Origin of the sequence: Mycobacterium sp. E2699, assembly GCF_001666745.1 — a bacterium.
In the GTDB taxonomy this organism is placed as follows: domain Bacteria; phylum Actinomycetota; class Actinomycetes; order Mycobacteriales; family Mycobacteriaceae; genus Mycobacterium.
The window spans coordinates 40,468-67,113 of the sequence record NZ_LZJH01000091.1; the positions used below are offsets into that span (position 1 = coordinate 40,468).

Genomic DNA, 26,646 nt, shown 5'->3' on the forward strand with positions numbered 1-26,646 from the left:
GGGGAAGCTCATGCCCAAGCTCGCGGTATTGACCGCACCCGGGGGGCCGATCGAGCTGGCCGAGTTCCCGCTCACCGCGCCCGCGCCCGGAACGGCGGCGCTCAAGCTGCGGATGGCGGGCATCTGCGGATCCGATCTGCACATCTTCCGCGGCGAGCTGCCGTTGCCGTGCCCGTTTGCCCTGGGCCACGAAATGGTCGGGGAGATAACCGAACTCGGCGAGGGACTCACCACTGACGCGACCGGCAAGCCGCTGGCTGTCGGCGATCGCGTCGTCACACCCTACTTTTGGACCTGCGGGCAGTGTCACGCGTGCGCCCGCGGCCGGCCCCACGCGTGCCAGAACCTGATGGCCGGTGAGTACCGCACCCATGACCAGGAGCCGCACTTCGTCGCCGCGCACGGCGAGTACTACTACACCAGCCGGCGGCAGCCGCTGTACAAGGTGCCCGAGGACCTCGCCGACGAGGCCGTCGCGCCGCTGAATTGCGCCCTGGCCCAGGTGTTGTTCGCGCTCCGCGACGTGCGGCTGGGCGACACGGTCGTCATCCAGGGCGCGGGCGGGTTGGGCATCAACGCCGCCGCCGTCGCGCGCACCGCGGGGGCGTCCGCCGTTATCGTCATCGACAAGATCCCCGAAAGGCTCGATGTCGCAGCCGATTTCGGCGCCACCTTCTGCATCGACGCGAGCGGCATCTCGACCTTCGAGGTGGCGGAGCGGGTCCGCGAGCACACCGACGGCATCGGCGCCGACTGGGTGCTCGAGGTGGTCGGGGTGCCGGGCGTCATCCCCGACGGGGTGGGCTTTCTGAACAACGGCGGCACGCTGCTCGAGGTCGGCAACGTGGGGATGGGCCGCACGTTCGAACTCGACCCGAGCGCGCTGGTCTACGGCAACAAGGCCGTGCGCGGCGTCATGCTCTACGACCCGGTCACGCTGGCGATCGGCCTGAACTTCCTGCAGCACACCGACTTTCCATTCGGCCGGCTGATGCCCAAGCCGTTCCACCTCGCCGAGGTCAACGACGCCTTCGCCTCGGCCGATGCCGGCCTGGTGCCGCGCGGGGCGCTGGTGCCATGACTCAGGCGGCGCAGAGCACCGACACGCGCGAACTCATCGTCGAGTCCGCGTTCATTTGTTTCGGCAGACAGGGATTGGACAAGGCCACCATCGTCGACATCGCCAAGCAAGCCGGCGTTTCACGCAGCACCATTTACGAGTATTTCAGCGACAAGGGCGCGATCGTCGAAGCCTGCGCCGAACACGCCTCCGAACGGTTCTACTGTGAAATGTCCAAGGCGATGGACCGGGGCAGCTCGCTGGAGGACAAGCTGAGCCGCGCGGCGGTGTTCGTCACCCAGGCGCGGCGAGTCATCGCCTCCGAGAAGTACTTTGACGAGGACGCGGTCAGCCTGCTGCTGACCAAGGACGCCGCGGTGTTGCTGCGCGAGTGTGTCGACTTCTTCGCGCCGTATCTCGCCGCGGCCCGGCTCACCGGCGAGGTCCGCAAAGACCTCGACGTCGAGGCCGCCGGCGAATGGTTCGCCCGGATACTCTTCTCGCTCTTCAGCACGCCGTCGTCGACCCTGGACATGGACGACCCCGAGGTGGCTGCGGAATTCGTGCGCGCCTTCGTGCTCCGCGGGTTCGCCGGGGATCGCGCGCGGCCCCGGCGCGGTTAGTGGCGCTGATGAGTGTGCATCGTGGGCGTCCAGTGTGCGCCGAGGGCGCCCTGGACGCACACTCAAGTACCTGAGCGCACACTCAACGGCGCTGTTGGGCCCAAACGGTGTCGGCCGCATGAACCGGCCGGCCATGGCCGGGCAGCAGATGCGCGACGGGTAGTTCCTCGAGGCGCTTGCGGGTGGCGGCGGCGCTCTCGGCGTCGACGATCTCCGGCGTGTGCCAGGCCTGGCCGCGGACGGACAGCACGGCGTCGCCGGACAGCAGCGTCCGGGTGGTCGGGTTCCAGAGCGCGATGCTGTCGTCCGTGTGACCGTTGGCATTGACCACGGTCCAATCCGGCGCCCCGGGCACCTGCTGACCCTCGGCCAGCCCACCAGCGGGCGACGGCCCCCTCCAGCGCATCCCGAGCGGGGTGCCGTACCCCGCCACCCGGGCGCCGCCGAAGAGCCCCGCCACCCCGATTCGATCAAATGGCTGGTCGATCATGGTGGGCCAGATCGTTGCGGCCTTCGCCGGCGTCGGAGTGCGCGGTTTCACCCCGTCGAGATAGGTAAGCGTCTTGTCGGGCAACCAGATTGGCGCCCCGTGCCGCGCGGCCAGCGCCGACGCGCCCGCGACGTGATCGCTGTGCCCGTGCGTTGCCACCACGGCTTGCAGCGCCCCACCGAGGACGGCGGCCAGGTCGCGGGCGACCCGCGGTAGCCCGGCGTCGACCACCACGACGCCGTCGCCGCCCCTCAGGACATAGCAGTTGAAAATCCAGCGCGACACCCGCGAGATGCCGAGATCCGGCATCTCGTCGATAACCAGGCTCATGCCCGAGAGGCTACGCCCGGCTCAGCCGACTACTAGCCCGCGCCTGGCACGGGAATCGGGAAGTCGAGGGGCGGGGACCACGGCGGGGGCTCGGTCGACGGCGGGGCCGGCGGTGGCGGTTGGCCCCAAGGTTGCCCGGGCGGCGGGGGTGGCGGCGGATCGGCGTGCGCCGCGCCGACGCCGAGACCGGATGCGCCCACCCCCAGCGCCGCGGCGACGGTGAAACCGGCCAGCAGCTGCTTGATACGCATGGCCCCAAATCTATAGCGAGAGTGCATCCTGGGCGTTGAGTGTGCCGCCGCGGCGGGGTTTTCGCGAAATCTTCGCCCTGCGTTCACACTGAAAGCCCCGAGTTCACGCCCGGTGCGTCAGCGCCCGCAGGAAGAACTTCAGGTTGGCGGGTCGTTCCGCCAGCCGCCGGACGAAGTACCCGTACCACTGGGTGCCGAACGGCACGTAGACACGGACCTGGTTGCCGAGGTCGGCCAACCGTCGCTGTTCGCCGTCGCGGATGCCGTACAACATCTGGTATTCGAAATCGCCTACGCCGCGGCCGGATTCGCGCACCATGCCGGGAACCGCGTCGATCACCGCCGGGTCGTGCGACGCCACCATCGGATATCCGCTGCCCGCCATCAGCACACGCAGGCACCGCAGGTACGAGTCGGTGACCTCGGCGTCGTCCCGGTAGGCCACGGATGCGGGTTCGTCGTAGGCGCCCTTGCACAACCGGATCCGCGCGCCGGCCGCGGCGAATTCCTCGCAATCCGCGTGCGTACGCCTCAGGTAGGCCTGCAGAACCGTGCCCAGCCAAGGAAAGTCGGCCCGCAGGTCGCGCACGATGGACAGCGTCGAATCGGTGGTGGTGTGGTCCTCGGCGTCCACCGTCACCCACACACCGGCCCTCCGGGCGGCATCACAAATCGACCAGGCGTTCTCGCGGGCGATCTTCTCCCCATCGCGATCCACGGCCTGCCCCAACGCGGACAGCTTCAGCGACACCTCCAGCGGCCGAACGCCGCCACACCCCGTGCCCAACCGGCCCAGCCGGTCGATCAGGTCCAGGTACACCCGCACCGCCGCGTCGGCGTCGTCGACGTCGGTGACGTCCTCGCCGAGGTAGTCGACGCTGACCAGACGCCCCGAATCACGCAGCGCGGCAACGCTGTGCAGCGCGCTGTCGATCGTCTCGCCGGGCACGAACCGCCGCACCACCTTGCGCGTGATCGGCGTCCGCTCGGCGGTGCGGCGCAACCCGTCCCACCGGCCCGCCGCCATGATCGCCGGGCGGACGGTGTGGGCGAACAACCCGGCCATCAGTCGGCCGCCATGTGCGGGTAGGTGTGGTCGGTGGCCGGGACGAAGGTCTCCTTGATCGTGCGGGCCGACGTCCAGCGCAGCAGGTTCAGCACCGAGCCGGCCTTGTCGTTGGTGCCGGATCCGCGCGAGCCGCCGAACGGCTGGCGACCGACCACCGCACCGGTCGGCTTGTCGTTGACGTAGAAGTTTCCGGCGGCGAACCGCAGCCGGTCCTGGGCGGTCAGCACGGCCGCCCGGTCGTCGGCGATGACGGCGCCGGTCAGCGCGTAGCGAGACCCGATGTCGATGACGTCGAGGATCCGTTCGTAGTCGGCGTCGGGGTAGACATGCACCGACAGCAGCGGGCCGAAGTACTCCGTCGCGAACGAATCGTCGGTCGGGTCGTCGGACAGCAGCACGGTGGGCCGCACGAAATAGCCGACGCTGTCGTCGTATTCGCCGCCGACCGCGATCGTGACCCCGGGCGCGCCCTTCGCCCGCTCGATGGCGTCGACGTTTTTGAGGAAGGCCCGTCGGTCGATCAGCGCGCCGCCGTAGTTGGTCAGGTCGGTGATGTCACCGTAGCGCAGCGCGGCGGTCTCGCCCAGGAACGTGTCGCCCATGCGCTGCCACACCGAGTGCGGGATGAACGCCCGCGATGCGGCCGAGCACTTCTGGCCCTGATAGTCGAACGCGCCGCGAATGAGCGCCGTGCACAACACGTCCGGGCGCGCCGAGGGGTGGGCGACGACGAAGTCCTTGCCGCCGGTCTCGCCGACCAGGCGGGGATAGCTGTGGTAGCCGCCGATGTTGGCACCCACGCGCTGCCACAGGTGCTGGAAGGTGGCCGTGGATCCGGTGAAGTGGATGCCAGCCAGTCGCGGATCGTTCAGCGCCACATCGGAAACCGCGAAGCCGTCGCCGGTGAGCAGGTTGATCACGCCGGGCGGCAGACCCGCGGCCTCGAGCAACTGCATGGTCAGGTACGCCGACAGGGTCTGGGTGATCGACGGCTTCCACACCACGGTGTTGCCCATCAGCGCCGGCGCGGTCGGCAGGTTGCCGGCGATCGAGGTGAAGTTGAACGGCGTGATCGCGTAGACGAAGCCGTCGAGCGGGCGGTAGTCGCTGCGGTTCCATTCGCCCGGCCCGCTGATGGGCTGCTGCGCCAGGATCTGGCGGGCGAACGCGACGTTGAACCGCCAGAAGTCGACCTGCTCGCACGGCGAGTCGATCTCGGCCTGATAGGCGGACTTGGATTGGCCGAGCATTGTTGCGGCGGCGATCTTTTCGCGCCACGGACCGGCCAGCAAATCGGCGGCCCGCAGGAAAACCGCGGCGCGCTCGTCGAAAGGCATAGCCGCCCAGTCCTTCTTGGCGGCCATCGCGGCCTCGACGGCGGCCGCCGCGTCGGCGTGCGTGGCGTTGGTGAGGGTGCCCAGCTTCGCGGTGTGCCGGTGCGGCTGGACGACGCCGAATGGCTCGCCCCCGCCCATCCGGTGGTTGCCGCCGATGACGTGCGGCAGGTCGATCGGTTGGTCGGCCAGCGCGCGCAACTCGGCGAGCAGCCGGGCGCGTTCCGGGGATTGTGGCGCATAGTCGTGGACCGGCTCGTTGGCCGGAGCTGGTACCTCGGAAAACCCAGTGATCGCGTCCATGGTGCTCAGGATCCCCGGCGCGCGCGCCTATCGTGTTGGCTGATTGGACAAGACTTAGAGCGGGCGCTAGTAAGATCGAACAACATGCGGGTGGCGGGTGTCGGTCTGGGCCAGCTGTTGCTCGCGCTGGACGCGACGCTGGTCAGCCTGGTCGACGCCCCCCGGGGCCTGGACCTGCCGGTGGCGTCGGCGGCGCTGATCGATTCCGACGATGTGCGCCTCGGCCTTGCGGCGGCGGCGGGCTCGGCCGACGTCTTCTTCCTGCTCGGCGTGACCGCGGACGAAGCGCTGCGGTGGCTCGACGGACGGACGCCCGCACCGGCGGCGATCTTCGTCAAGGAGCCGTCCGATGCCCTGGTGGCGGCGGCGGCCGCGGCCGGGTCGGCGGTGGTGGCCGTGGAGCCGCGGGCGCGTTGGGAGCGGCTCTATCAGTTGGTCAATCACGTGCTGGAACATCACGGCGACCGCGGCGATCCGGTCGACGACTCGGGCACCGACCTGTTCGGCCTGGCGCAGTCGCTGGCCGACCGCATCCACGGCATGGTCAGCATCGAGAACGCCCAGTCGCACGTGCTCGCCTATTCGGCGTCGAACGACGAGGCCGACGAACTGCGCCGCCTGTCCATCCTGGGGCGCGCCGGGCCGCCCGAGCATCTCGAGTGGATCGGTCAATGGGGCATCTTCGATGCGCTGCGCTCCAGCGGCGAGGTAGTGCGTGTCGAAGAGCGCCCGGAATTGGGCCTGCGTCCGCGGCTGGCGATCGGCATCCACCAGCCACCTGCCGCTGCCCGCCGACCGCCGGTGTTCGCCGGCGCGATCTGGGTGCAGCAGGGCTCGCAGCCCCTGGCCGACGACGCCGAGGACATGCTGCGGGGCGCGGCGGTCCTCGCCGCGCGAATCATGGCCCGGCTGGCGGCCCGGCCGTCGACGCACGCGCGGCGGGTGCAGCAACTTCTCGGGCTCTCGGAGGCGGATGTCGCCGAACCCGCCGACGCGGCCGCCGTCGCCCGCGAACTCGGCCTCCCCGCCGACGGCGTCGCCGCGCTGGTCGGCTGGGACACCGTCGGGACTCCGCACCCACGGATGGCGGACGTAATGGCGCTGAGCGCCAGCGCTTTTCGGCGCGACGCCCAGGTCGCTTCGCGACAATCCCGCATCTACGTGCTGCTGCCCCAGACACAGGTACGGTCGGTCGCCTCATGGGTGCGCGGCACGATCGGCTCCCTGCGCGCCGAACTCGGCGTCGAGCTGCGGGCCGCCATCGCAGCACCGGTCGCCGGTCTGAGGGAGGTGGCGGCGGCGCGTTCGGAGGTCGACCGCGTCCTGGATAGCGCTGGGCGGCACCCGGTTTCGATGGGCCAGGTGACGACACTGGCCGAAGCGCGCACCACGGTCCTGCTCGACGAGATCGTCACCCTGGTCGGCGCGGACGAGCGGCTCGTCGATCCGCGGATAGCCGACCTGCGCGCGCAGGACCCGGTGCTGGTCGAGACACTGCGGGCCTACCTGGACAGCTTCGGCGACGTCGGTGCGGCAGCGCGGGCGCTGCAGGTGCACCCCAACACCGTTCGGTACCGCGTGCGGCGGATCGAGAAGCTACTGTCGACGTCACTGTCGGATCCCGAGGTGCGGCTGGTGTTTTCGCTGGGATTGCGGGTGACCGAACGCTCGGCGTAGCTCAGGGAACGGGTGTCGTCGAATCAACCATGGGCTTTCGCCGCAGCGCTCTGGATCGCCGCGACCCTTTCGCGATCGATACCCCAGGGCTCGTCGACGCCGACGCGTTGGTCCAGATCCCACAGGACGCAATGCTCGCCCGGGGTTGCGACGAGCGACCATGCGAGAACCGTCCTGCGCAGCTGCTCTTCGGTTGGATCGAACGCGCCGCGAACCTCCTCCGGTGCGCCTCCCTCCGGGTAGTGATGCAGAAACTGGCCATACGCCCGCCTGCAGAACGTCGCATACTGGACTGTGCACAGGATCAGTCCGTGCCACGCCTCATCGACTGCGCGCGAAGGCATCCCGATCACGCGATGGTCCCGCAGCGCGGGCGCACAGCAACGCAGCCACTGCCGCAACCCAGTGTCGACAAGCGATCTCGGCTCCCACGGGCAGGTTTTGAACACCGCCGCGGGAAGCTCCAGCCGCGCGACCGCGGCGTTCATCCGATCGAACCGACCGCCGCGCCGGCGGATTTTCGGTATGTCAATGGCCGCCGCCACCGCAGCCGCCTCCGCCGCAGCCGGATCCTCCGCCGCAACCGCTGTGACCGCCGCCGCAGCCGCTGTGCCCGCCGCTGCAGCCGGAACCGCCCCCTCCGTCGCCGCCCGTCGCCCAATAGCGGTGGCGGCGCCTGTTGCGGGTTTGCCACGACCGAACCACATACCCGACGAACATCAGCACGGGAATGGCGAAAAACGCAATGCCCATCCAGTTCGGGGCTGGCCGGTCCATGGCAACGAAGCGTCCGAGAAATCGCAACAAGGCCCCACCGCCGGCGAAGATCGCGAAAATGATGAAGTACCAAAACCAAAAGCTGCTGAAGACAGAGCTGAAGATGTTGATGATCCTGCGGCTCGAGCTCTGGGGACTCGCGGCGTGCGTCGTGGGCACCCGGGCCACGTGCGGCTGCGAATCCGCGACCCGCCGCGGGCTCAGTTGATGCTCGATAAGATCGAGGAACTCATCGACCTCGTCTTCGTTGTACCCGCGTCGTCCGATCGGTGGCCTCGCGAATGCCACGTTGCGCACCTGCTCCGAGGTCAGGGCGCGTCCGGCGGGGTCTCGCAGGGCCGACTCGACGAGGTCGAGAAACGCGTCGACCTGATCTTCGTTGTAGCCGGACTTCCCGATGGGTGGCTTGGAGAAGGTCACGGTGCGAACCTGTTCCGCAGTAAGGCCATCGCCCGTCGCCGGCGCGAACCTGTTGACCTTCCACTTTTGTCGCCCGGACGCGCTGGGGGCGGCTTTCATGCGCTGTTGCTCGGCCAACTGGCGCTCCAGGTCGGCGATACGCTTCTCGGGGTCGTCCTGGTTGATCTCCATGGCGCTTCCTGTCGCTGCGGTGTGGCCAGAGATTACTGCGGGGCATTTGCGAAATTCTTGTGCCTCTCCCGTGTCAACCACTGCGCGGCGATACCCACATCCGGTGCACCGCTTTGCCGGCCCCGGTGACAATCATGACCTGCTCCGGTCGACCGCGGAAGGGCGAAAGCGCCACCGCTCTGGTGTCCGGGTGCCGACCGTCGCCCACTTCCCGGCGAGCGCGGATTGATGATGCCCGCCAGGCGGCGAACCGGGCGGCGAGACCGCGCTCAATGCATCGGCGCCGAGCGCACCCGCAATGCCGACGTTTTGGCGCCGCTCAGCCGCCGATCACGGTGTGCCCGAACACATGAAAGGAAACCCGCACGGTGGCTTCTGCGTCGCCTCCGGAGGAGGAGGATCGGTTCCCTCCCAAACACTCGCGTCGACGTTTCCGTGCCCTTGCGATCGCTCTCTACCCCCGTTTGGAGCGGCTCGCAGAATGATTTGCGCCGCGCCTAAGACCGTCGAGTACGACACCCACCGAAAAACCCTGCAAGAGGCATGATTTTGGCGGGAAATCGCATGCGGCCACCCCGGCAAACCGGATTTTGCCCAGAAATCGCAATTCGGGCCGAACCGCGGGGCGGAATCAGTAGCCTCTCCGAAAACGCTCGGCCATGGAGGTTTCGCGTCGTGCCAACGGAGAGCGCGTCGGAATGGCCGATGGTGGCCCGCGACGCCGAACTGCGCCGCGCCCTGGCGGCGCTCGATGACGCGGAGTTGCACGGCGTCGCATTGATCGGCGACAGCGGGGTGGGCAAATCGACCCTGGCCCACTCGCTCGCCGACACGCTCGAGGTGCGCGGGGCGACGGTGCGGTACGTGCTGGGCACCCAGACCGGTTCCGCGGTGCCGTTGGGCGCGTTCTATCGATCCCTGACCGTGGTGGCGCCGCGGGAACCGGCCGCCATGCTCGCGGCCGCGCAACGCACCCTGGAGCAGGAAGACAACCTCGTCGTCGTCGTGGACGACGCGCAGCTGCTGGATCCGTTGTCGTCGACGCTGGTGCAACAACTCGCGGCCGGTGGCAGCGCGCGATTGATCGTGACGATCCGGTCCGGCGAGCCGGTACCGGACGCGGTCACCGCGCTGTTGAAGGAGCGGTTGTTGCTGAGCCTGCACATTGACCCATTCACCCCGGAGCAGACCGCGGCGCTGGCCCGCGCCGTGCTCGGCGGCGTCGTCGACACCGAGCTGATCACGGCGTTGCACGGCCGGTCGGCGGGCAGCCCGCTGCTGCTGCGCAGCTTGCTGGGCGCGGGCCGCGAAAGCGGCGTGCTGGTGCGTACCGACGCGGGTTGGCAACTTCACGGCGCGCTGCGTGCGGACCGCGAACTCCACGATCTGCTCGAGTTTCGACTGCAGACCTTCCCACCGGAGGAATTGGAGGCCGTAGAGATCCTGGCGGCGGCGGAGGTGCTGGACTGGGAGATCCTGCGTGAGCTCTGCGACGCCGACGTGGTGAGTCGTCTCGAGCGACGCGGAGTGATCCGGCTGGTTGCCGACGGCTTCACCACGGTGGCGCGGTTGGGTCACCCCGTGTTCGGCGAGGTGGCGATGCAACGCGCCGGGGTGGTGCGCACGCGTCAGCTGACAACCCTGCTGGCACAACAACTTCAGCGGCAGATGCGCAAACAGCATCAGCATTCGGGGTCTCCCGACGTGCGCACCCGGATACGGCTGGCGCAACTCATGACCCGAAGCGACCTGACGCCGGACCTCGACGTGATCGTCGACGCCGCGGCGAGCGCGATGACGATGTCGGACATCGATTGCGGAGAGGACTTGGCCCGATTCGCCTTCGAGCGCGGCGGTGGCCTACCGGCCGCCCTGGTGCTGGCGGAGGCGATGGGCTGGCAGGGGCGGGGCGCCGAGGTCGAGGCGGTGCTCAACAACGTCGATCCCGAGGGTGCCGACGAGCGGATGGTCGTGCAGTGGGGTTGTCTGCGCGCCGCGAATCTTTTCTTCAGCTGCCGGCAGGTGGAGCCGGCGAGGCTGGCACTGGCCGACGTACGGGCCCGCGCCGATTCCGACGCGCTGCGCCCGCTCGTCACGGCCATGGAAGCGGCCTTCGCATGCTTTTCCGGTGACTTCCGGACGGCATTGGGCCTGGGATTCGAAGTGCTTGAATCCGATGTGCCGGCGGTGATGAGGATGTGGGCTGCAACGTGGACGTGTTGGGCGTTGGCCCTCACGGGGCAGTTCCAGGAAGTCCGGCGGGTAGCCGACGCCGGGCGGGCAGGCGCGTTCGATCGATCCGGTCCCTGCCGGTTTGTGATGGGTTTGGCCGAAGTCGTGGCCTTGACGGCCGCCGGTGATGACTTGGCGGCCGAGCGGGTTCGCGAACGCTACGCTTCCACGACCATGGTGTGGCCCGCCGCAGACGCCTTCCTGCACGCCATGCTCGGATGGGTGCAGCTTTCCCGGGGCGGGTTGACGTTCGCGTGTGCCGCCCTTCAGGATTCGATATCGGCCATGGCGCAAGGCTTTCCGTCGGGCTGGTTGATGCTGGTATCTGCCTGGTCCGCACAGGCCGAGGGCGCACGGGGAGACAGCGCGGCCGCCGCGGCCGCGCTGCACAGGGCCGAGGATGCCCACGGACCGTATGTCGCGGTGTTCTTGCCGGAACTCGAGCTGGCCCGCGCCTGGGAGCGAGCCGCCGCCGGCGACACGACGGCCGCGCGAACACACGCGCTGTGCGCCGCACAGCTCGCACGGCAATCCGGGATGTGCGCCGTCGAGATGCGCGCCCTGCACACCGCCGTCCGGTTCGATGACCGTTCTCAATCCCAGCGGTTGGCGCAGCTCGCCGAGACACTCAACACCCCGCTGGCAGATGCGATCGCCCAGCACGCCCGCGGCTTGGCCGAACACGACGGAGATGTGCTCGACGCAGCCGGCGACCGATTCGCCGGCCTGGGCGCGATGGCGCTCGCCGCCGACGCGGCGGCCCACGCAGCACGCGAACACGCGCGTAATCGCCAGCGCACCAAGGAAATACGGTCATCGAGCCGCGCGCACACGTTGGCCGCAAGGGGCGAAATGCGAACGCCCGCGGTCTCAGCGGCCGCCTCGCCGTTGCCCATCACGGCCCGCGAACGCGAGATCGTAACCCTGGTCACGGCCGGTTTGTCCAACCGTCAGATCGCCGAAAAGCTGTTCGTCTCGGTGCGGACCGTGGAGGGCCACGTCTACCGCATCTTCGGCAAGCTCGGCATCGAAGACCGCGAGCAGCTCGTCGAGCTGATACGACTGTCGTGGGACGAGAATTAAGCGACGTTCATCGCGTCATGTTGCCGCGGTCAGCTTTCGTTGACGGTGAATCGCCGCCCTGCCGTCTCGCTCCAGCTCGTAGATGTGTCGATCGCAGCCGCACACCAGCCCGCTCGTCTGGTAGGTGGCTTCCGTCGCCAGGCCGGCTTCGATGCACATAGCGCAGAGCGGGACGGTGGAACCGTGATCGAGCCGTGCGCTGGTGATCCGGACCGCCGGGAGATCGTATGGCAGCGCGCGATGACGACCCCTCCGCCTGCTGTGCGGGACAAGCCGCAGCACCGGGCGAAGGCGCCGCATGGTGAGGTTGGTCATACCGCCCCCTCGTCTGTTGGTTCGGTGCGGGACCGGGCTGCAACCAATCGTCCCAGCGAGCCCCGCCCCGGCACGCGTAGTTGACTACTCGATCGCTACTCCACTTCTTGAGCGCGCCGTTTGCCGAATCGCAATGTTGAGTACGGCGGGAACAGCTCGGGCAGCCGGGGGAAGAACCGTGAGTCCGCGCTGTGGTCGCAGAAAGCCACAGCCGATCGGGCGCCTCGATGGGGCAGAGCGCCCGCCGTCGGCATGCCCCTACCCCCGAAAGCCGTCCACGCCACCGGATTCAGCGGCCCCGTCGACGCGCCAGGTGATCCCCGCATCGCGCAATGGTTGTGTTCAGGGTGAAGCCAATCGAACGACTTGCGGGGCATTTTGCTCCGGTTAGGCTTCCTTGGTGACTGAAGGCCCGTCGTCATATCTGGTGCTGGCTTCTCAGCGCAGCGGCAGCACGCTGCTGGTCGAATCGCTGCGCGCCACCGGCGTGGCCGGGGAACCCCAGGAGTTCTTTCAGTACCTGCCCGCCACCAGCCAGGCCCCGCAGCCGCGGGAGTGGTTCGCCGACGTGGAGGACGAGTCGATCCTGCGATTGCTCGACCCCATCGACGAAGGGACGCCGGACCTCGCGCCGCCCGAGATTTGGCGCGACTACATCCGCACGGTCGGCCGGACACCGAACGGCGTCTGGGGCGGCAAGCTGATGTGGAACCAAACGCCGCTGCTGCTGAACCGCGCGAAGGACCTGCCGAACCGGTCCGGCGACGGCCTGCGGGCCGCGATCCGCGACGTCATCGGCGAAGAACCGCTCCTCATCCACGTGCACCGGCCCGACGTGGTGTCGCAGGCCGTGTCGTTCTGGCGCGCGGTGCAGACGCGGGTGTGGCGCGGCAGGCCCGATCCCACGCGGGATGCGCGCGCCACCTACCACGCCGGCGCCATCGCGCACGTCGTCACCATGCTGCGCGCCCAGGAGGCGGGCTGGCGGACCTGGTTCGCCGAGGAGGGCATCGAGCCGCTGGAGGTTCCCTACCCGGTGTTGTGGCGCAACCTGACTCAGGTGGTCGCGACCATCCTCGAGGCGTTGGGGCTCGACCCGGCGCTGGCGCCCGAACCGGCACTGGAGCGCCAGGCCGACCAGCGCTCCGATGAATGGGTGGAGCGTTACCGTGCCGACGCCGAGCGCGACGGGCTGCCCACCTAAACTCAGCGCGAGCCAATCGGTTGGCCCCGAACCCGAGCCACGCCACCATGGCGTCGTGAACCGGTTATCCGAAGATTGGTGGGCGACGCTGCTGGCGGGCGTGATCGTCGCGTTGGCGGTCGCGGGCGCACTTCCGAAGATCCCCTGGTGACGCGGTGAGCACCGTCAGCGTCGACGCCACGGAAGCCGAAGAAGAGCCGGCCGAAGCCGCCTTCACCAGCGGCCGCCCGCTGGACTACGTGCCCGGCATCCTGCTGCTGATCGCCGTGGGCGTGCTGGGCAAGTACGCCCAAATCTGGTGGAACGCGGCGGCCAAACGCCACCACTGGACGGTCCCCGACATCGAATACGTGTTGTGGGCCATCGTGATTGGGCTGGTCATCGCCAACACCGTCGGCCTGCACCGAATATTTCGGCCTGGCGTGCTGACCTACCAGTTCTGGCTGAAGGTTGGGATCGTGGCCCTGGGTTCGCGATTCGTGCTGGGCGACATCGCCAAGCTCGGCGCCACCAGCCTGGTCCAGATCCTGGTGGACATGGCGGTCGCGGGAACCATCATTCTCATCGTCGCGCGCGCCTTCGGGCTGTCGGGCAAGTTGGGTTCGCTGCTGGCGATCGGCACCTCGATCTGCGGGGTGTCGGCGATCGTGGCCGCCAAGGGCGCGATCCGGGCGCGCAACGCCGACGTCAGCTACGCGATCGCGGCGATCCTGGCGCTGGGCGCGGTCGCGCTATTCGCGTTGCCGCCGTTGGGGCACCTGCTCGGCCTGACGAACTACGAATTCGGCCTGTGGGCGGGCCTGGCGGTGGACAACACCGCCGAGACCACCGCCACCGGCTACCTGTTCTCCGATCACGCCGGCAAGATCGCCGTGCTGGTCAAGTCCACTCGCAACGCGCTGATCGGCTTCGTCGTCCTGGGCTTCGCGCTGTACTGGGCCGCCCGCGGGGAGGCCGACGAGATCGCGCCCGGCGCCAGGGCCAAGGCCGCGTTCGTCTGGGCGAAGTTCCCGAAATTCGTGCTCGGCTTCCTCGCGGTCTCGGCGATCGCGACGGCGCACTGGCTGAGCAAGGGGCAGACCGCCAACCTGGCCAACGTGTCGAAATGGGCGTTCCTGCTGACGTTCGCCGGCGTCGGCCTGACCACCGACATCCGGCAGATCGCCCGCACCGGGTGGCGTCCGCTCGTCGTCGCAGTCATCGGGCTGACCGTCGTCGCATCCGTCTCCCTCGGGCTCGTGCTGCTCACCTCCCGCGTGTTCCATTGGGGCGTAACCACGTAGCGAAGGCCGGACGGTAACCTGGCGGCCGTCATGTTGATCACGATCCTGGTGATGGCCGTCGCGGTGAGCCTCGAACCGTTCCGGGTCGGCATGACGGTGCTGATGCTGAACCGGCCCCGACCGCTGCTGCAACTGCTCGTGTTCCTGTGCGGCGGCTTCGCGATGGGCATGACCGTGGGCCTGGTCGTCTTGTTCGTGCTGCGCCGCCGGCTGCTGGGCTCGACGTACTTCACCTTGCCCAGGGTGCAGATCGGCATCGGCGTGCTCGCCCTGCTGGTCGCCGCCGCGGTGCTCCTGAAACCCGACACGCGCCGCGCCGCCGTGCCCCAGCGGCTGGCGACACACGGCCGGCGGCTCGTGAACGGGCGTTCGTTGTGGGTCGCCGGAGTGGTCGGCCTCGGCATCGCGCTGCCGTCGGTGGACTACCTGGCCGCGCTGGCCGTCATCCTGGCCTCGGGCGCGGCCGCGGCGACGCAGGTCGGGGCGCTGGTCATGTTCAACGCCGTGGCCTTCGCGCTGGTGGAGGTTCCGCTGCTCGCCTATCTGCTGGCGCCGCGGCGGACGCGCGCGACGATGGGCGCCCTGCACGCCTGGATCCGGTCCCGACGCCGCATCGAGGTGGCCACCCTGCTCACGGGCGTCGGGGGCGTTCTGCTCGCGGTCGGCCTGGCCGGCGCGTGAAAAGCTAGGCCGGCGTCGGCGCCGGCGGCGTCACCACCTGCACGGGTTCGTTCGCGACGTCCGACTTCAGCAGCGGCCAGCCCTTGCGCAGGATGTGGTCGAGCCAGGCGCCGGCGAACTGCGAAGTGAGCACCGCCGCGACCACCAGCGTGGTGTAGAACTTCGAGCTGATGATGCCGGCGTCGAAGGCGACGCTGGCCAGGACGATGCCAGGGCCGCCGCGGGCGTTGGTGGTGATGCCGAGGTTGATCAGGTCCAGGCCCCGGAAGCCGGCGAACCGCCCGGCCAGCGCGACCGACGCCATTTTGACCGCGCAGGTGGCGACGATGAAGACGACGATCATGGGCAGCGAGACACCGCGGATGAGGTCCAGCTTCAGCCCCACGATCGCGAAGTACACGGGAATGAAGAAGGCGAACGCAACCTTGCTGATCGCGTCGATCGAGTCGTCGAAGATTCGGCGCTTGCGGTGCACCAGGGCGAAACCCGCCAGGAACGCGGCGAAGACGAGGTTGACGTCCAGCGCCCCGGCGGCCGCGCAGTACGCCAGCAGCACCGCGATCGCGTAGCCGGTGGGCGAGTGCCGCGCCAGGGCGTTCCAGCGGGCCGTGTTGAGGCGCTTGATCAGGCGCGGCACCACGGTGAGGCCGAGCCCGAAGTAGGCCACCGTCACCAGGAGGTGCAACGACATCTGCCAGGGATTCAAGTGGGATTTCGCCGCGATCGAGGTGGCGATCGCCAGCGCGAGCCACAGCACGATGTCCTCGAGCACGGCGACGCCGAGGATCAGCCGCGCGAACCGGGTGTCCAGGATGTTGAGGTCGGCGAAGATCTTGGACACCACCGGCACCGAGGTCACGGCGACGCCCACCGCGAGAATGATGATCAGTGACACGCGGTTGCCGTGCGGCCCGGCCAGGCTGGGAGTGATCAGGTGCGGCGCGAAGATCAGCCCGAGCAGGAATGGGATGCCGGTGCCCACGATCACGAGCCAGCTCACCGTGCGCCGCTCGCCCCGGCCGAACAACTGCTGCATCTCGGCGCCCGAGACGAACATCAGCAGCAGCAGCCCGAGCCAATAGACGAAGCTCAAGATGTGGGTGTTGTGCCGGGCGGTGCCCATCACGTGCGCCACGAACGGCAACCGGCCGAGCAGAGCCGGGCCCAGCACCACCCCGGCCAAGATTTCGCCGACCACCTTCGGCTGTCGCAGCTTCACGAACACATAGCCCAGCAGCTGGGCCAGCCCGACGAGCACCAGCAACACGAATATGACCGCGGTCAATTGGGGGTTCGACACTATGCACTCCTCAAGTTGTCGGGCTTATCTCGGCCGGCGCGAGCTCGGCCGATGGCCCATCGTTGGTACAGCCGGAAGGCGAGCGTCACTGCTCCCGTCCCGATGAGCACGCACACCGGGTATCTGACGTCGGGCGAATGAATGACCAGGGGAAGAAGTCCGACGGCCAGCGCCGGCGGAATGTGCAGCCTCAGCACGCGAAGCGTGGCGACGCCGAACGCCATTGCGCAGGCGGCCGCAACACCGCCGCTTCCGAACAGGCCGACGGCGACGCACCCCACGGTCGACGTCAGAAAGCACGCAGCGGGAAGTGCCACGGGTTTCCCCGCCCAGGGGCACACGGTGGGATGGGCGAACATCTCGTAGGCGATGACGATGAGCGGGGGAAACAGGATGAGCCGCTGACCCGAGGCCGTCGCACACAGCGCCATGACCGCGACGAACACGAAAAACGGCAGGGCCCAGGCGGTTCCGCCGGGCCGCGTCTCCAAAACATCGTCAAGGTCGGGATGGCTCGGCCGGCAACGCCTTTGCCGGGCCAACAAGATGCAAGCCAAAACGATTAGGCTCGCCGCTACCGAAGCGGGGTAGGCCCAGGTTTTGATGCCCAGGAAGACTGGCAGCACCCCGGCCGCGATCGCCGGGGCGATGTTCGACTTGAGCAGGCCGATCGCGAGCACACAGAGGGCGACGACGAGCACGATGCTCACGACGCCGAAGGGAAATGCCGCCGTGATCAGGGTGCCGATGGCCGCGCCCAGGACCGGCGTCAGCACAAGTCGCCGCGGTTGGCTCGCCCACTTTCCCCACGGGCGAGTCAACACGTCATGCGAAAGTGCCGCCAGCCCAGGGAAGAACAGGTAGTAGTGCCAGCCGTTGCAGTGCGCGGCCACCGCGACGTAACCGAGCGCCACGGCCTCCATCAGGAGGCGGTCTCGGAGTACCAGCCTTTGGTCTGCCATGGGCTTGGGCGGTGGAGCTTCGCCCCAAAGGGGAAGCGGCTCAGCTCCTTTCGCCGGTCTCCAGCCAGTGGGCGCACTCACTGCCAAGCTTTTCCAGGGCCACCCGGTCGAAGCGCCCGACCTGCGCCGGCGTCAACTCGTTGCGGTGATCGCGCTTGAGCCCCTTGTGGAAAAACGCCTTCGCGCTCGACATGTGTGTTCCACCGAACGGCGCCATCTTCTCCGCCCGGGCGCTCATGTAATCGAAGGAGCAATGCTCGAGGATGGCCTCCATGCGCAGCGATGCGGGATCGATGGAGAAGAATTTCGCCAGCCGGGCGATCTGGCCGGACAGGTCCTTCTTCAACTGTCCGTAATGCAGCAGAAGCACATTCGGCTCGTCGCGCAGCTCCCACCACGACTTCATGATGTCGAGGAGATCGCAGCACTGGTAGCCGTCGGTGTCGAGCCACAGGTCGAAGAACCGCTGCATGTCCTCGGGGATCACCAGCGGAGTGGGGTCGCCGGACCACTCTGCGTGGATCCGGTTGATCTGCGACATCGTCGATTCGGAGAAATTGTAGAGATAGTTGTGGAGGCTGATCCCGAGATCTTTGCCGTTCCGGCCGACGAACACGTAACGCGCTTCGGGCGCGATCGGCACGGCGTCGGCCGGCAGGTGCGACTTCATCACCCGCCGCATGCCGGACTCGCGCTGCTCCCGCAGCACCTCGAGCATCCCCGCGTGATCTCCCCAGCTGGAATCGAGCCAGGGCGACGTGTCCGAGAGGCCCCCTTCCGGCTCCTCGCCGTTATGGAGGATTTGCTGGACGATCCGCTGGGTCCACGTCGTGCCCGCCTTGAACGGATCCGCGACGACGATGTCCCCGTCGACGAAGCCGCCCTGCGCGAGGAAGTCTTCCCAAACCATCGAATTGGACAAATAGTCCCTCAGGACCCTCGTCGGAGCGAGTAGCTGCTTTTCCATCGGTTAATACCTTTCGTCGGTTTGGTCGAATATTCACAAATACGGATTCACGAGACATGGGGGCATGGTTATGAGTTGCATTTGACGCACTTCATGCCTTGAGGTACTGATCTCGATAGCTGCCAGACTTCCTTCAGCCTGGAGATTTAGGCGTGCTGCGGCATCGGCGTTACTCCAGCCACCGATGCCGCAGGGTCATTAACCGGTGTTTTATTCAGCATGATTATTAGTATCGTTGCGCAAGCTTATGACTGCCTGTGCCCCGGTTGTAAGATTGCTGATCTTTCGATGCTGCGCAGCGATTCAATGGCTGATTACGCAGAATGTACGGCGTCAAATAGCGGGCGTGCATATTACAACTCACGCCGCCCGCCCCCGGACTGTCAGGTACGCCGATAAGCGAGGTCGGGGTCCGTCCGCGGGGGTCAAGAGCTCACGTCTTGACGATCTCCTCCGCAGGCGGTTGCACCAACGCCGGCGCCGCGGCATCTTGCCCGTCGCACCGCACGTAGCGGTACCAGACCAGCACTCCGGCGGCGATGTAGCACACGAGGAAGCTCCACAACGCCGGTGTCTCGGTGCCGGTGGTGTCATACGACTGCCGCAACGCCAGGTCGATCCCGACGCCGCCGAGCGCCCCGAAAGCGCCGGCGACCCCGATCAGTGCCCCCGACCGCACGCGCGCCCAATGCCCGCGTTCGGCCTCACTGACGCCCAGCGCGCGGGCGCGCTCCTCGAAGACCGACGGAATCAGCTTGTAAACAGCCGCTTTGGCGGCGCCGCAAAAAACGAACAGTGCGATGAAACCGACGATGTAGCCGACCATCGTGAAACCCGTCACGGCGGCGCCCCGGTCCTCGGCGGCGTCGGCATGCATGCTGACGCCCACCAGGAACCCGCCCGCCACGATCGAAGCGGCGAAGACCGCCAGAGTTACGCGGCCGCCGCCGAACCGGTCGCTGACCTTCCCCCCGGCTATCCGCGCCAGCGACCCCAGCAGCGGCCCGATGAAGGCAACCTCCGCGGCGTGCAGCGACGCCTGCGCGTGGCTTTCCCCGGCAGCGATGAAGTTGTGCTGCAACACCTGACCGAAGGCGAACGCAAAGCCCAGAAACGAGCCGGAGGCGCACATGTAGAAAAACGAGATCGCCCACGTATCGGGAACCCCGAGAATGGCCCGCAGGTTGTGCAGCGACAGGCCGGTCCGGTGCGCGACGACGTTGTCCATGAAAAGCGTTGCGCCGACGCCGCCGACGGCCAGCAGCGCAAGATAGATGGCGCACACCCAGTAGGGCGCCTCGTGGCCCGCGGTGGCCAGCGCAACCAGTCCGACCGCCTGGATGCCCGCCGAGCCCAGGTTGGCCATCCCACCCGTGATGCCAAGGGCAAATCCCTTGAGCCGCTGGGGAAAAAGCCCGTCGACCTTGGCCAGCGATGCCGAGTAGTTGCCGCCGCCCAGGCCGGTCAGCGCGGCGCACACCAGATACGGCCACAACGGCAGGCCGGGGTGGGACAGCAGGATAATCGCCCCTGCGGTCGGAAGCAGCAGCACCACGGCGGAGAACATCGTCCAGTTGCGGCCGCCGAACCAATTGGCCGCCATCGAATACGGGATGCGCGCGAGCGCCCCGACCAGGGAGGCGGTGGCGCCGACCAACAGCTTGTCGCCGGTCGAGAAACCGTAGACGGACTGCGGCATGAACAGCACCATGACCGACCACAGATACCAAATGGAAAATGCGACATGCACATTCACGACCTGCCACATCAGGTTGCGCCGGGCGATGGCGTGATTTCCGCCGTTCCACGCCACGGCGTCTTCCGGATCCCAAACCACGATGCGATGTGAGCGGGCCACGCGATATCTATCATTCACCGGCGACGGAGGCGTGAGCGTCGGGCCAGCCTGCTCGCATACCGGGTCAGGTCCCATTGGGCTGCTCAACAATTCGGCACCCGGCGGGAGAGCGATCGAACGGCCACTTACGGTCCTCCGCGTCACATCGGGCTGCACAACCGGCCAGCCGACCACTTGGTGTCTGTTCCGCAGGGACCGTTGGCCGTCAACAGCGACGCGCGGTTATTGGCGAGCCCCACCGCCATCGTGCGCCGGCAACGCGGTGCCCCGTCCCGCCAACGCACGTGTACGTCCTTGGTAGTCAAGCGGGAAACGTTCGACAAGCTGACGTGTCCGATCTACAGGAGATTTGCAGCCGACTCGCCAGCTCTGTCCAGCCGGCCGTGAGGAAGCCACGGCCGCGCATCGGATTCCGAGCATTCTCACAGCTGGTGTGGGTTGCCATCCAAGCCCCGCGTTGTACATTGCTGCCACTGTGGACCCTCGGATCACCGGCGCGAATCGTCGATGGCGGTTGGCCATCGCGACGGTCGCGGCGCTGAGCCTGTTCGTCGCCCTGATCGCGGGTTCTTCGTTGCGTCCCCAATTCGCCGCGGCCACGCTTCCCGAGCCGGCGGCGTGGACCCATGCGACCCATGCTGTCCGAGCGCAGACCGGCCCGGCGGAGCTTCGCGCTGCCGCCCATGACTTTTCGCCGGGCTCCACGCCGACAGACAAGAAGCCTTTCCACAGCATGTGGATGACCCGCGACCGGCCGGCCACGGTGATCCACTTGTCGCCGCAAACCGGCTGGCTTGCCCTGCCGGCGTCGTTTGGCGCGTCGAAGTTTCCGCCGGATGGCGTCCGATGGGCCGCAGCAGCGCCCGCTCCCGACGACCGAGATGTGTTGACGCGACTCTGCGTCGCCCGACGCTGACGAGCCCGCGCCGGGCCCTCATGCCGTCTGGCGCGGCCCGGTAGGCCCACAACACACATCAAATCACGGCAGTCGGCCCGACCATGCCGAATTACCCGCGGCTGCAGCGGGACAGGACGTCGACCCCTTTCGAGGAAGCATCCATGGATTTCGTTGTGCAACAAATAAATTCCGAGCCGATCCCTTCGGAGCGCACTGTCGACTACAGCCCTCCGCGCCCGTTCCACCTGCCGCGGCTGGAGCATTCGGCGTTACCGATGGCCGCCGATCGGGGTGTCGGATGGAAGGCGTTGCGGGACGCCGGGCCGGTCGTGTTCATGAACGGCGCCTATTACCTGACGCGCCGAGAGGACGTGCTCGCGGCGCTGTGCCAAGCCAACCTCTTCTCTGCACATCTCGCGCTGCAGCCCCCGGGCAGCCCGGTGCCGGTGCTGCCTTCGGCGTTCGACCCTCCCGAGCACACGCGATACCGCAAAACCCTGCAGCCGTATTTCAGCCCGCACGCCCTGGCTAAATCCCGGCCCGTGATGAAGCGCCACGCGGTCGACATGATCGCCGCCCTCGCGGCGCGGGGCGAGTGCGAGGTGATGGCGACCTTCGCGCGCCTCTACCCGTATCAGGTGTTCATGGACCTCTACGGGCTGCCGCTGGAGGACCGCGACCGCGTGATCGCCTGGAAGGACGCCGCGGTGGACGGCAAGCCCGAGGGATACGAGCTGCTGACATATTTCACCGAGGCCATCAGGCAACGCCGGCAGAACCCGGGCTCCGACATGTTGTCGGAAGTCATGACCGGTCCCGGCGATCTCACCGACCTGGAGCTGCTCGGCATGAGCCACCTCTTGATCCTGTCGGGTCTGGACACGGTCGCCGCGGCGATCGGCTTTTCGCTCTTCGAACTGGCGCGGCGGCCGCAGCTGCGCAGGGAGCTGCGCCACGATCCCGAGCAGACCAAGGTCTTCATCGAGGAAATCGTCCGGCTCGAGCCGGCGGCGCCGTTGGCGGCCCGGGTCACCACCGACTTCGTCAAGGTGGGCGGCATGACGCTTCCCCCGGGCACGCCGGTGCGGCTGTGCACCGCCGCAATCAACCGTGACGGCAGCGACGAGATCTCCACCGATGACTTGGTGATGGACGGAAAGGTGCACCGCCACTGGGGATTCGGGGGCGGTCCACACCGCTGCATCGGGTCGCACCTGGCGCGGATCGAGCTGGCGATCGTCATCGACGAGTGGCTCAGGCAGATCCCTGACTTCCAGCTGCCGCAGGGCTACACGCCCGAGATCAAGTTCCCGTCGAAGAGCTTCGCGCTCAAGTCGCTCCCATTGAGCTGGGGCGGCCAGGGTCGGTAGCCAGTCGCTTCACGCCTGTTCCTCGGCCTTCGCGGGGTCCTCGATCACGTGATACGCCGGATCGACCATCGACATGGGGCGATTACCGGACTGGCGGGCCTTCCCGGTGATGCGCAGCAGCTGCCCGGGCTGGATGTCGGCGCCCCCGCGGCCCGGGCGGAACGTGACGTTGACTTCGCCGCTGTCGTCGCCGACGACGATCCAGCGAAAAGTGCGGCGGCCCTTGGTGATGTCCTCGATCTGGCTGACCCGTCCCTCGAAGGTGGCGCGCTGCCCCGGGATGAGCCCGGCCACGGTGATCACCGACCCCCGTTCGGGGTGCTCGTAGGCCTCGACCTCCCGCTCCTCGTCCCTGAAAACCCAGGCCCCGACCCGGTCCAGCCACCGCGCGATGCGGTGCTCGAACTCGTCGGGATACGCCTCCTTGATCCGCGACTCCACGTCGTACGGGACGATCGTCGCCGCCGCGTCCGGCATCAGGCTGACCGCGCGGGCGATCTTGTCCGCGGTGCGGTCGTGCAGCAGCCGCCCCAGCAGCGGCGAATACGTTCGGCGCGGCAACAGCACCGTCACATTGGTGTCGGGATGCTCACGCAGCGCCGTGGCGACCAGCACCTGAGCAGAGCGGTTGATCTGCCGGTCCGGACAGTCCACGACCCGTAACCGGGTATCGAGTTCGTAGTGATCCCAACGCTTTCGCAACTGCGAGGCATGGGCCGCATCGACCATGAAGTGCACGGCGATGAGCTCGTCGGCGCGCAACCCCTTGCCGTACCGCAACGCCTCGATGGTCGAGAGGTCGACCGAGTTCACGAACACGAACACTCGATGCCTGGCGTACTTCACCAGCTCGGGCCGGTCGGTGCGGAACATCTCCAGAATGGCCGCCTCCGCACGGTATTCGTGGTTGAGCCGGATGAGCAGGAAGACCAGCACCGGGAACACGACGACCACCAGCCACGCGCCCTCGGTGAACTTCGCCACCGCGAAGATGCCCACCACGATCGTCGACAGGATCGCCGCGGACAGGTTGATCGCCAGCCGGCGCCGCCAGCCGGGTTCCCGGTGGGTGAGGTGGTGTTTGGTCATCCCGTAACCGGCCATCGAGAACCCGGTGAACACGCCGATCGCAAAAACCGGGATCAGGGCGTTGACCGAACCACCGGTCGCCAGCAACAGCGCCACCGACAGCGCCGTGAGCGTGATGATCCCGTTCGAAAACACCAGGCGGTAGCCACGTTTCGTCAGCTGGCGGGGCAGGAAGCGATCCTCGGCGACAAAGCTGGCCAGCGCGGGGAACCCGTTGAAGCTGGTGTTCGCGCCGACATACAAGATGGCGGCGGTCGAAGTCTGCACGAGGATGAAGAAGACGTTTCCGATCGCCCCGTTGCCGAAGACCGCACGACCGACCTGTGACAACACCGACGGATATTCGGTGAGGTACGGCGTCGCGTGGGTGACGTAGGCCAGATAAGCGACGCCCGCCAGCAAGAATCCAAGAATGCAGGCCATCGCGGTGAGCACTCGTCGCGCGTTCACGCCCTGCGGCTTTCGGAACACGTCGACCGTGTTCGAGATCGCTTCAACCCCCGTCAGTGACGAGCCGCCGTTGGCGAAAGCACGCAGCAAGGTCAGTATCGTTGCGCCCATCACCAGGCCGCTACCCTGCTGCACCGGCACCGTGCCGCTCAGCTGGTGGGGATCGTATACGGGTAAGTTCCAGAATATTTCGCGAACGACGCCGACAACGATCGTCAGGCCGATCATGACGACGAAGAAGTACGTTGCGGCCGCGAACGGCCAGCCGGCTTCGCGCAAACCGCGCAGATTCAGGTAACAGATCAGAAGCACAACGCCGACCGTGATGTACAGGTCGTAGCGACCCAATGCCGGTATGGCCGACGCCACCGCGACCGTCCCCGCGGCCGCCTGCACCGCCACGGTCACCACGTAGTCGATCAACAGCGCCGCGGCGGCGACCTGCGCCACCCGCGGCCCGAAATTCTCCCGCGCGACGATGTACGAACCGCCGGCCCGGGTGTAGGCCATGACGACCTGCCGGTACGACGCTGCGACGAACGTCAGGATCAGCAGGATGACGCCGGTGACCGGAAGTAACAGGACGAACGCGGCCAACCCCGCGTGCGGCAGCAGTTCGATCAGGATCTGCTCGGGGCCGTACGCGGTCGACGAGATGGCGTCCGGGGAAAGCGCGCCGAGCGCAACCGGATTCGAGAGCTTCTCGCTCGTCAGTTCCTCGGTGATCAGCGGCTTGCCCAGGAAAACCCGCTTGGCGATGTCGCCCACCGTGGTCGGAATGTGCAGCTTGCCCGTCGAGCCCGCCGAATTGGTCACGGCGCTAAGCGTAAGAGAGTCGGTGCACCGCGGCGGCGATTCGTTCGTCGGTGGCGGTCAGCGCGACCCGCACGTGCCGGGCGCCGCGCGGGCCGTAGAAATCGCCGGGCGCCACCAGGACGCCGCGACCGGCCAGCCACGTGACGCTGTCACGACACGGTTCGCCGCGCGTGGCCCACAAATACAGGCCGGCCTCGGAGTGGTCGACGGTGAAGCCGGCCGCGCGCAGCGCCGGCAGCAGGGCCGCCCGCCGGCTCTCGTATCGGCCGCGCTGCAGCATCTCGTGGGCGTCGTCGTCGAGGGCGGCCACCATCGCGGCCTGGACCGGCGTCGGAACGATCATGCCGGCGTGCTTGCGGACCGCCAGCAGCTCGGCGACCAGCGCCGGGTCCCCGGCGACGAAGCCCGCCCGGTAACCGGCCAGCGACGAGCTCTTCGACAGCGAGTGGATCGCCAGCAGCCCGGTGTGGTCGCCGTCGCACACCGTGGGGTGCAGCACCGAGAGCGGTTGGTCATCCCAGCCCAGGCCCAGGTAGCACTCGTCGGAGGCCACGATGACGCCCCGCTCGCGTGCCCACCCGACGACCTTGCGTAGGTGGTCGACGCCCAAGACCCGTCCGGTCGGGTTGCTCGGCGAGTTCAGGTAGAACAGCGCCGGCGATCGCGGGCCCACCTGCGTCAGCGAGTCCGCGCGCAGCACCTCCGCCCCGGCCAGGCGAGCCCCGACCTCATACGTCGGGTAGGCCAGCTCCGGCACCACCACCACGTCGGCGGGGCCCAGGCCCAGGAGCGTGGGCAGCCAAGCGATGAGTTCCTTGCTTCCGATCACCGGCAGCACGGCTGCCTCGGCCAGGCCGGTGATTCCGAAGCGGCGCGCCAGCGCACCGGCCGCCGATTCGCGCAGCCGCGCGGTGCCGGCGGTCGCCGGGTATCCCGGCGCCGAACTCGCACCGGTCAGCGCCTCGCGGATCAGGGGGGCGACCGGGTCGACCGGGGTGCCGACGGACAGGTCGACGATTCCGTCCGGGTGGGCCGCGGCCAGCGCCTTCGCGTCGGCCAGCGTGTCCCAGGGAAACTCCGGCAGGGACGCCGACAGTGCCGGCCGGACCCGGTCGGGCCTGTGCAGCACCGGCCCGCTCAGTCGCCTTCGCCCTGCGGCGGCAGGTCCTTGACCACCTGCGGGTCGTTGTCGGTCATGCCGACCTTCGCCGCACCGCCCGGCGACCCGAGCTCGACGAAGAAGTCGGCGTTGATCTGCGTGTACTGGCCCCACTGTTCGGGCACGTCGTCTTCGTAGTAGATCGCTTCGACGGGGCAGACCGGCTCGCATGCCCCGCAGTCCACGCATTCGTCGGGATGGATGTACAGCATCCGGGTGCCCTCGTAGATGCAGTCGACCGGGCATTCCTCGATGCATGCCTTGTCTTTGATGTCGACGCAGGGTTCGGCGATCGTGTACGTCACAGACGTCTCCTCAAGCTGTGTCCATGTACTGCGTGTGGGCTGCTGTTCGGTTCGCCGCGGCGCTTCGGCCGCTTCGGCGAAAGCTTTCGGTTACTGATACTAGACGTTGCACATACACGTCAACCACCGGGCATGCAAGTCGGCGCCGGCGCCCCGTCCGGCGGTGGAC

Annotated in this window: 23 protein-coding genes and 1 pseudogene; 9 read left to right on the forward strand and 15 right to left on the reverse strand. The window is 67.8% G+C overall.

The features are described from left to right. Positions 1–10 precede the first annotated feature (10 nt). Both A5696_RS16735 and A5696_RS16740 read left to right on the forward strand, forming a co-directional pair. Entirely contained in the window at positions 11–1,081 is a 1,071-nt protein-coding gene (locus tag A5696_RS16735) for a zinc-binding dehydrogenase (protein ID WP_067881192.1), read from the forward strand. Then, positions 1,078–1,683, forward strand: coding sequence for a TetR/AcrR family transcriptional regulator (locus A5696_RS16740; protein WP_067881202.1), 606 nt, complete (start codon positions 1,078–1,080; stop codon positions 1,681–1,683). Before A5696_RS16735 ends, A5696_RS16740 begins: the two co-directional genes overlap by 4 nt. 82 nt (positions 1,684–1,765) lie before the next feature. Here the strand turns inward: A5696_RS16740 and A5696_RS16745 are convergent, their stop codons facing one another. The 4 genes from A5696_RS16745 to pruA all read right to left on the reverse strand — a co-directional run bounded on the left by A5696_RS16745 (position 1,766) and on the right by pruA (position 5,460). Beyond that, complete coding sequence (locus A5696_RS16745) at positions 1,766–2,503, reverse strand: MBL fold metallo-hydrolase (protein ID WP_067881208.1); 738 nt, start codon at positions 2,501–2,503, stop codon at positions 1,766–1,768. A 32-nt stretch (positions 2,504–2,535) separates the two neighbouring features. Next, on the reverse strand, positions 2,536–2,754 hold the full coding sequence (locus A5696_RS27175) for a hypothetical protein (RefSeq protein WP_068280132.1): 219 nt from the start codon (positions 2,752–2,754) through the stop codon (positions 2,536–2,538). A 103-nt stretch (positions 2,755–2,857) separates the two neighbouring features. Next, the gene (locus tag A5696_RS16750) at positions 2,858–3,820 is read right to left on the reverse strand and encodes a proline dehydrogenase family protein (RefSeq protein ID WP_067881211.1); all 963 of its coding nucleotides are present in this window, start codon (positions 3,818–3,820) and stop codon (positions 2,858–2,860) included. Next, complete coding sequence (pruA, locus tag A5696_RS16755) at positions 3,820–5,460, reverse strand: L-glutamate gamma-semialdehyde dehydrogenase (protein WP_067881214.1); 1,641 nt, start codon at positions 5,458–5,460, stop codon at positions 3,820–3,822. Before pruA ends, A5696_RS16750 begins: the two co-directional genes overlap by 1 nt. Positions 5,461–5,544: 84 nt before the next feature. Between pruA and A5696_RS16760 the strand changes: the two genes are divergently transcribed. Next, positions 5,545–7,137, forward strand: coding sequence for a CdaR family transcriptional regulator (locus A5696_RS16760; RefSeq protein WP_156738436.1), 1,593 nt, complete (start codon positions 5,545–5,547; stop codon positions 7,135–7,137). Between the two features lie 23 nt (positions 7,138–7,160). Here A5696_RS16760 and A5696_RS16765 read toward each other — a convergent pair whose 3' ends face one another. The 3 genes and pseudogenes from A5696_RS16765 to A5696_RS29205 all read right to left on the reverse strand — a co-directional run. Beyond that, complete coding sequence (locus A5696_RS16765) at positions 7,161–7,625, reverse strand: hypothetical protein (RefSeq protein WP_067881218.1); 465 nt, start codon at positions 7,623–7,625, stop codon at positions 7,161–7,163. Between the two features lie 40 nt (positions 7,626–7,665). Next, positions 7,666–8,250, reverse strand: coding sequence for a DivIVA domain-containing protein (locus tag A5696_RS29200; protein ID WP_369803362.1), 585 nt, complete (start codon positions 8,248–8,250; stop codon positions 7,666–7,668). Then, positions 8,248–8,334 (reverse strand): annotated as a pseudogene (locus A5696_RS29205) (DivIVA domain-containing protein); the annotation flags it as partial. The gene A5696_RS29200 and the pseudogene A5696_RS29205, both read right to left, overlap by 3 nt. Positions 8,335–9,210: 876 nt before the next feature. Here A5696_RS29205 and A5696_RS16775 point away from each other — a divergent pair. Further along, on the forward strand, positions 9,211–11,820 hold the full coding sequence (locus A5696_RS16775) for a LuxR C-terminal-related transcriptional regulator (protein ID WP_067881223.1): 2,610 nt from the start codon (positions 9,211–9,213) through the stop codon (positions 11,818–11,820). Positions 11,821–11,835: 15 nt separating this feature from the next. Here the strand turns inward: A5696_RS16775 and A5696_RS27705 are convergent, their stop codons facing one another. Then, positions 11,836–12,135 carry a hypothetical protein gene (locus A5696_RS27705; RefSeq protein WP_156738437.1) on the reverse strand — a complete coding sequence of 100 codons (300 nt, stop codon included), beginning with the start codon at positions 12,133–12,135 and terminating at the stop codon, positions 11,836–11,838. Between the two features lie 400 nt (positions 12,136–12,535). On the opposite strand from A5696_RS27705, the gene A5696_RS16780 reads away from it, so the two are divergent. The 3 genes from A5696_RS16780 to A5696_RS16790 all read left to right on the forward strand — a co-directional run bounded on the left by A5696_RS16780 (position 12,536) and on the right by A5696_RS16790 (position 15,303). Next, positions 12,536–13,339: a Stf0 family sulfotransferase gene (locus A5696_RS16780; RefSeq protein WP_067881226.1), complete on the forward strand. Its 804-nt coding sequence runs from the start codon at positions 12,536–12,538 to the stop codon at positions 13,337–13,339. A 155-nt stretch (positions 13,340–13,494) separates the two neighbouring features. Then, positions 13,495–14,622, forward strand: coding sequence for a YeiH family protein (locus A5696_RS16785; RefSeq protein ID WP_067881228.1), 1,128 nt, complete (start codon positions 13,495–13,497; stop codon positions 14,620–14,622). Positions 14,623–14,652: 30 nt separating this feature from the next. Beyond that, positions 14,653–15,303, forward strand: a complete 651-nt coding sequence (locus A5696_RS16790; RefSeq protein ID WP_067881229.1) for a GAP family protein — start codon at positions 14,653–14,655, stop codon at positions 15,301–15,303. A 4-nt stretch (positions 15,304–15,307) separates the two neighbouring features. Here the strand turns inward: A5696_RS16790 and A5696_RS16795 are convergent, their stop codons facing one another. The 4 genes from A5696_RS16795 to A5696_RS16810 all read right to left on the reverse strand — a co-directional run bounded on the left by A5696_RS16795 (position 15,308) and on the right by A5696_RS16810 (position 20,390). Beyond that, on the reverse strand, positions 15,308–16,603 hold the full coding sequence (locus A5696_RS16795) for a cation:proton antiporter (protein WP_067881234.1): 1,296 nt from the start codon (positions 16,601–16,603) through the stop codon (positions 15,308–15,310). After that, a complete protein-coding gene (locus A5696_RS16800; protein WP_231964356.1) occupies positions 16,603–17,379 on the reverse strand; it encodes a hypothetical protein in 777 nt (258 codons plus the stop codon). The genes A5696_RS16795 and A5696_RS16800 overlap by 1 nt, the downstream gene beginning before the upstream one ends. Positions 17,380–17,605: 226 nt before the next feature. Then, positions 17,606–18,532: a sulfotransferase domain-containing protein gene (locus A5696_RS16805; protein WP_067881240.1), complete on the reverse strand. Its 927-nt coding sequence runs from the start codon at positions 18,530–18,532 to the stop codon at positions 17,606–17,608. A gap of 433 nt (positions 18,533–18,965) precedes the next feature. After that, a complete protein-coding gene (locus A5696_RS16810) occupies positions 18,966–20,390 on the reverse strand; it encodes an MFS transporter (RefSeq protein WP_067881243.1) in 1,425 nt (474 codons plus the stop codon). Between the two features lie 514 nt (positions 20,391–20,904). Here A5696_RS16810 and A5696_RS16815 point away from each other — a divergent pair. Together A5696_RS16815 and A5696_RS16820 are read left to right on the forward strand one after the other, a co-directional pair. Further along, positions 20,905–21,306, forward strand: a complete 402-nt coding sequence (locus tag A5696_RS16815; protein ID WP_156738438.1) for a hypothetical protein — start codon at positions 20,905–20,907, stop codon at positions 21,304–21,306. A 257-nt stretch (positions 21,307–21,563) separates the two neighbouring features. Next, complete coding sequence (locus A5696_RS16820) at positions 21,564–22,658, forward strand: cytochrome P450 (protein ID WP_067881326.1); 1,095 nt, start codon at positions 21,564–21,566, stop codon at positions 22,656–22,658. Between the two features lie 9 nt (positions 22,659–22,667). On the opposite strand, the gene A5696_RS16825 is transcribed toward A5696_RS16820, so the two are convergent. From A5696_RS16825 to fdxA, 3 genes are read right to left on the reverse strand one after another with little or no spacing between them, the layout of a single operon-like run. Further along, positions 22,668–25,013: an APC family permease gene (locus A5696_RS16825; RefSeq protein ID WP_067881252.1), complete on the reverse strand. Its 2,346-nt coding sequence runs from the start codon at positions 25,011–25,013 to the stop codon at positions 22,668–22,670. Positions 25,014–25,017: 4 nt separating this feature from the next. After that, positions 25,018–26,109, reverse strand: a complete 1,092-nt coding sequence (dapC, locus tag A5696_RS16830) for a succinyldiaminopimelate transaminase (RefSeq protein WP_156738443.1) — start codon at positions 26,107–26,109, stop codon at positions 25,018–25,020. A 41-nt stretch (positions 26,110–26,150) separates the two neighbouring features. Next, positions 26,151–26,477, reverse strand: a complete 327-nt coding sequence (gene fdxA, locus A5696_RS16835; RefSeq protein WP_067881257.1) for a ferredoxin — start codon at positions 26,475–26,477, stop codon at positions 26,151–26,153. Positions 26,478–26,646: the final 169 nt, after the last annotated feature.